The sequence below is a fragment of the Nitrosomonas sp. Nm132 genome, from assembly GCF_900100485.1.
GTDB lineage: Bacteria > Pseudomonadota > Gammaproteobacteria > Burkholderiales > Nitrosomonadaceae > Nitrosomonas.
The window spans coordinates 1-4358 of the sequence record NZ_FNDH01000084.1; the positions used below are offsets into that span (position 1 = coordinate 1).

A 4358-nucleotide genomic window follows, 5' to 3' on the forward strand; every position below is an offset into this window, starting at 1 on the left:
GGCAAGTGAAGTTGTGGCATCAGGAATTCCTCGAAAGAATATCTGTATAGAGTTCATCTCAAAAATCGTATCTTCGCAAAATCCAGTTTGTTTGATTGCCTATTTTTGTATCTCCTCCCTTGGCACATGTAATCGATTGATTTATATTTGTTCTTTAGAATGCTTTAAAAACGAGGGATGCTCCGAGATCAGGTTGTCTGAATCTATGGATTTATTATTATGGCAGATTCCATCAATATCATGATCGTTGAAGATCACGATCTAATGTCTTTTGGCATTCGTGAATTCTTAGAAACTATACCTATAGTTCAAGTCGTGGCCACCGCCAGAAACGCAGATGAAGCGCGGATTTTCCGCGAAAAACAACAAATTGACCTCGTGATAATGGATATCCGTATCAATTCTGACCTCAACGGTATCAGCTTGACCTCTGAATTCATTAAAGAATCCCCAGATTTAGCTATTCTGATATACAGCATGGACTGTAATGTTGAGCTGGTAAGGCAGGCCGTAAATGCAGGTGCGCGCGGCTATGTGCCAAAAGGTGCCGGGTTAGAAAATTTCAAAAAAGCGATTGAAATTATTGTAGCTGGTGGATCTTATCTACCAAGACTAAAAACTAATCCAAATCCAAATCCTCTTACTCTTAGAGAAGAAGAAATATTGAAGCTTATCGCAACAAGAAAAAAAGATAATGAAATCTGTGAGATGCTTGAAATAGTACCATCTACTATGAAAAGTCATCGCTCCCACATCATGGAAAAGCTGTATCTAGAAAATGCTGTTGAGGTCTATCAATATGCAATAGAGCATTATCCACAATAAACAATCTGTCCTTTGTGTTTCCCAATGTTTTACCTTCCAAGCAACCTTCAACCGATTACCAGCTGGTTAGCACCAATATTGCACGAAGTGAAATGGCAGTTCTCTTATAATTCTTTATAATTCAGTTACCTATGCTGAATAAAGAGAAGGAATTGCCAGTGACAAAGTATATCCAGGAATCATATAATTTAAGTGAATCTCCAGGGTGGAGATATCAGTGTGCTGCAGCAAGCGGCGTAAGAGATGAGGGTGTGGCCCCTCGCACTCGGCTTGCAGGAGCAGGTTGCAAACCACCATGAGCGGCTCTGGTCAAGAGCCTGGGTCGTGAGCGTTATGGAAAAGGTGCTTTAATGCATCAGGTATGGATCAATGAAGACGAACAACCGTGAACTGCTGTTCAAGTGTCGAAGCCACTCAAATGACATCAAAACTGGAGAGTGATGTTACTCCAGGAGCAGTCTGGCCGTTACCTGCTTACGGGCCAGGCAGTGTCCGGCATAGAGGCAGCGTCAGCATGATCTGGGCTCTTACGTTGAACTGCGGGAACCTTCGGTGGCGATGGCAAGCGAAAGGTACAAGCCAAACTGTCGAGGCCAACAGTAGTGATGCGCCACCAAGGGACGGAACAACTCGTAATAGCGATGAAGCCGTTGTAATGGTGATGGAGCAAAGGAGTTGCATCATCCTGATGTGGAGCTGCGCCAACTGCGCAAGCAGGAGGAGCGTAGCTTCATGACCAAGTCGTACACTGGGAAAACAGAGGTCATAAGGAATCGCGGTCCTTGGCGCAATATTGATGAAGTGGAATTTGCCACATGGCATATTATCGCCAATTAAAGAAGTCAGCTGATGCAGCTTGACTCGGACTAAAAAGTCTTCGGAAAAGCCGGGCCGATTCACCTACGCTTATGCGACAGTCTGCCCGTTGGACGGAAAGTTTGACAGCTTGGTGTTACCTAATGTCAACACTGAGTGCATGCAAATCTTTCTTGATGAAATCGCCAGGCGCTACCCCAATGAGAATATCGTTATGGTGATGGACGGTACTGGCTGGCATCGCAGCCATTCGCTGACGTTAGCTGAGAATCTTCGCTTGCTGCTACTGCCACCTTATTCACCTGAACTCAATCCAGTCGAGCACCTGTGGGATGAGTTGCGCGAAAAGAGCTTTCATAACCGTGTATTTGACAGCATCGGCGCGCTCGAATCTCATTTGGTTGATGCACTTCGACATATGGAGGAAACTACGGATGCAGTGAAATCAATCGCCGGATGGGATGGGATAATTAATTCACTTTGTAACGCTAATTATAATAAGATAATAATATTATGAATCGCTTACAGATTTTTACCGACGGCAGTGTTCATACGCAATTAAAAGTGGGGTATGGCGCCTACCTTATGGTAGCTGACTTGGCTACGCCGATAGAAACGCTGAAAGAGGCAGTGAAAGTAAAGCGCTTTGAGCAAACCAGCTCGACCAGATTGGAATTACAAACGTTGTTATGGGCACTACACGAAGCGATGGCTTTGAGCAATGGCTGCGACATGGTTTTGACGGTTTATACCGATTCGCAAAATATTATCGGTCTGCCGGGAAGGCGCGTCCGCCTTGAACAAAATGATTATTTTTCGAGTAAAAACAGGCGGCTTAATCATTACGAGCTGTACCAGGAATTTTACCGGTTGAATGCCAAGCTCAATTGCAGGTTTGTCAAGGTAATAGGTCATCAGTCATCCAGCAAGAAAAATGAGATTGACCAACTGTTTGGCTTGGTCGACAAGGCATCCAGGCGTGCGTTGCGAGAAGATTTTTAGTGCATGGAACGAGGAACCTATGAAAGTCTGGGTTTACCCCTACAGCGCGCGCACTTTCACCGTCTTACCTTTAACCTTGCCTGCGGATAATCTGCGCACGGCTTCACGGGCGATATTGCGTACGACCGCGACATAGGTCGATTGATCCGTCACAGTGATTTTGCCGACCTGCTCACGCGTGTAACCCGCTTCACCAGTGAGCGCACCCAGCACATCGCCGGGGCGGATCTTCTCCTTTCGCCCACCGAGTATTTGCAGTGTCACCATTGGCGGTGCCAGCGGGGTATGGTTACCACTTTGTAACGTAGCCAGATCATGCCATTCTGGCTCGAAATCCATCATCCTTGCAATCGCTTCTACCCGAGGCATTTCGGACGGGCTGCACAGACTCAGTGCCCAGCCGTTTTCATCGGCACGGCCCGTGCGGCCAATGCGATGAATATGTATTTCCGGGTCGGGTGTAACATCGACATTAATGACCGCTTCAAGTTGTGTGATATCCAGGCCACGTGCCGCCACATCGGTTGCTACCAATACTGAGCAGCTGCGATTGGCAAATTGAATTAGCACCTGATCACGTTCACGTTGTTCCAGATCGCCATTCAAGGTCAGCGCCTGAATGCCTTGCGCCTGCAACCCTTCTAGTAAATCACGGCATTGCTGCCGGGTGTTGCAAAATGCCAGCGTACTGACTGGTCGATAGTGTCTGAGTAGCTGGCCAACGGCCTGCAAACGCGCCTCATGGCTTACCTCGTAAAAACGCTGGCGTATCTTGTTTTCCTCATGCTGCTCCAGCAGTTTCACTTCCTGTGGGTTACGTAAGAATTGTCGTGCTAATCCTGCGATCCCTGCGGGATAGGTTGCCGAGAACAGGAGCGTTTGGCGCTTTGACGGGCAGCGCTTGACCACAAAAGCCATGTCATCGTAAAAACCCATGTCCAGCATGCGATCGGCTTCGTCAAGCACCAAGGTATTGAGTTGTGCTAGATTTAAGCTGCCGCGCGCCAGATGGTCCATGATGCGGCCGGGAGTACCGATGACGATGTGTGCACCATGCTCCAGGCTGGCCATCTGTGGGCGCATGGTGCTTCCGCCACACAGCGTAAGAATCTTGATATTGTCTGCAGAGCGTGCCAGACGGCGAAGCTCCTGTGTAACCTGATCTGCCAACTCGCGTGTTGGACACAGCACCATGGCTTGTACCGCAAAGCAGCGCGGGTTTAGCTTGGTAAGCAGCGTCAATGCATATGCTGCCGTCTTGCCGCTCCCCGTCTTTGCCTGCGCGATCAGGTCGTGACCTGCAAGCGAAATGGGCAAACTGGCTGCCTGAATCGGCGTCATCGTCAGATATTCAAGCTGCTGTAATGTTGCCAGTAAACCAGGCGACAGCGGTAATTCATTAAAAAGGCGTCCAGCAGTATTTACTGCGGACGGAGAGACTGTCTGTAAAGTATTATTCATCCGCAATTATCCCAGATATCAGCGGAATACGCATAGAATTGTATTTTTTAACAGAAGCATTAAAGAAACGCACGATCCTTTCAAGCAACCATTATAAGTCTCTAAACTAGAGATATTTTTATATTTTCCCTAGGGTCTGTTGACATTTCACATAGGTAGCCACAGGTATCCACACGCGATAGCTACCATACTTTCGTAATTTCTCTTGAGTTTGTCGTATCGTGTTGCTATTGCCCGATACTGCTTTAGTCGTG

At 47.4% G+C, this 4358-nt stretch carries 6 protein-coding genes and 1 pseudogene; 5 read left to right on the forward strand and 2 right to left on the reverse strand.

The annotated features are described in order from the left end of the window. From BLP80_RS16000 to BLP80_RS14310, 5 genes are all read left to right on the forward strand, one after another. Nucleotides 1–244, forward strand: a 244-nt coding sequence (locus BLP80_RS16000; protein ID WP_218120469.1) for a hypothetical protein, incomplete at its 5' end; no start/stop codon positions are given. Continuing rightward, on the forward strand, nucleotides 220–825 hold the full coding sequence (locus BLP80_RS14295; RefSeq protein ID WP_090544355.1) for a response regulator transcription factor: 606 nt from the start codon (nucleotides 220–222) through the stop codon (nucleotides 823–825). The genes BLP80_RS16000 and BLP80_RS14295, both read left to right, overlap by 25 nt. A 675-nt stretch (nucleotides 826–1500) precedes the next feature. Beyond that, nucleotides 1501–1662 carry a hypothetical protein gene (locus tag BLP80_RS15800; RefSeq protein ID WP_176754391.1) on the forward strand — a complete coding sequence of 54 codons (162 nt, stop codon included), beginning with the start codon at nucleotides 1501–1503 and terminating at the stop codon, nucleotides 1660–1662. Between the two features lie 19 nt (nucleotides 1663–1681). After that, nucleotides 1682–2158, forward strand: a complete 477-nt coding sequence (locus BLP80_RS14305) for an IS630 family transposase (protein WP_090544360.1) — start codon at nucleotides 1682–1684, stop codon at nucleotides 2156–2158. After that, on the forward strand, nucleotides 2155–2643 hold the full coding sequence (locus BLP80_RS14310) for a ribonuclease HI (RefSeq protein ID WP_090544362.1): 489 nt from the start codon (nucleotides 2155–2157) through the stop codon (nucleotides 2641–2643). Before BLP80_RS14305 ends, BLP80_RS14310 begins: the two co-directional genes overlap by 4 nt. A 39-nt stretch (nucleotides 2644–2682) precedes the next feature. Here the strand turns inward: BLP80_RS14310 and dbpA are convergent, their stop codons facing one another. Both dbpA and BLP80_RS15400 read right to left on the reverse strand, forming a co-directional pair. Beyond that, nucleotides 2683–4104, reverse strand: coding sequence for an ATP-dependent RNA helicase DbpA (dbpA, locus tag BLP80_RS14315; RefSeq protein ID WP_090544364.1), 1422 nt, complete (start codon nucleotides 4102–4104; stop codon nucleotides 2683–2685). A 147-nt stretch (nucleotides 4105–4251) separates the two neighbouring features. After that, a pseudogene (locus BLP80_RS15400) lies at nucleotides 4252–4358 on the reverse strand (IS5/IS1182 family transposase); the annotation flags it as partial.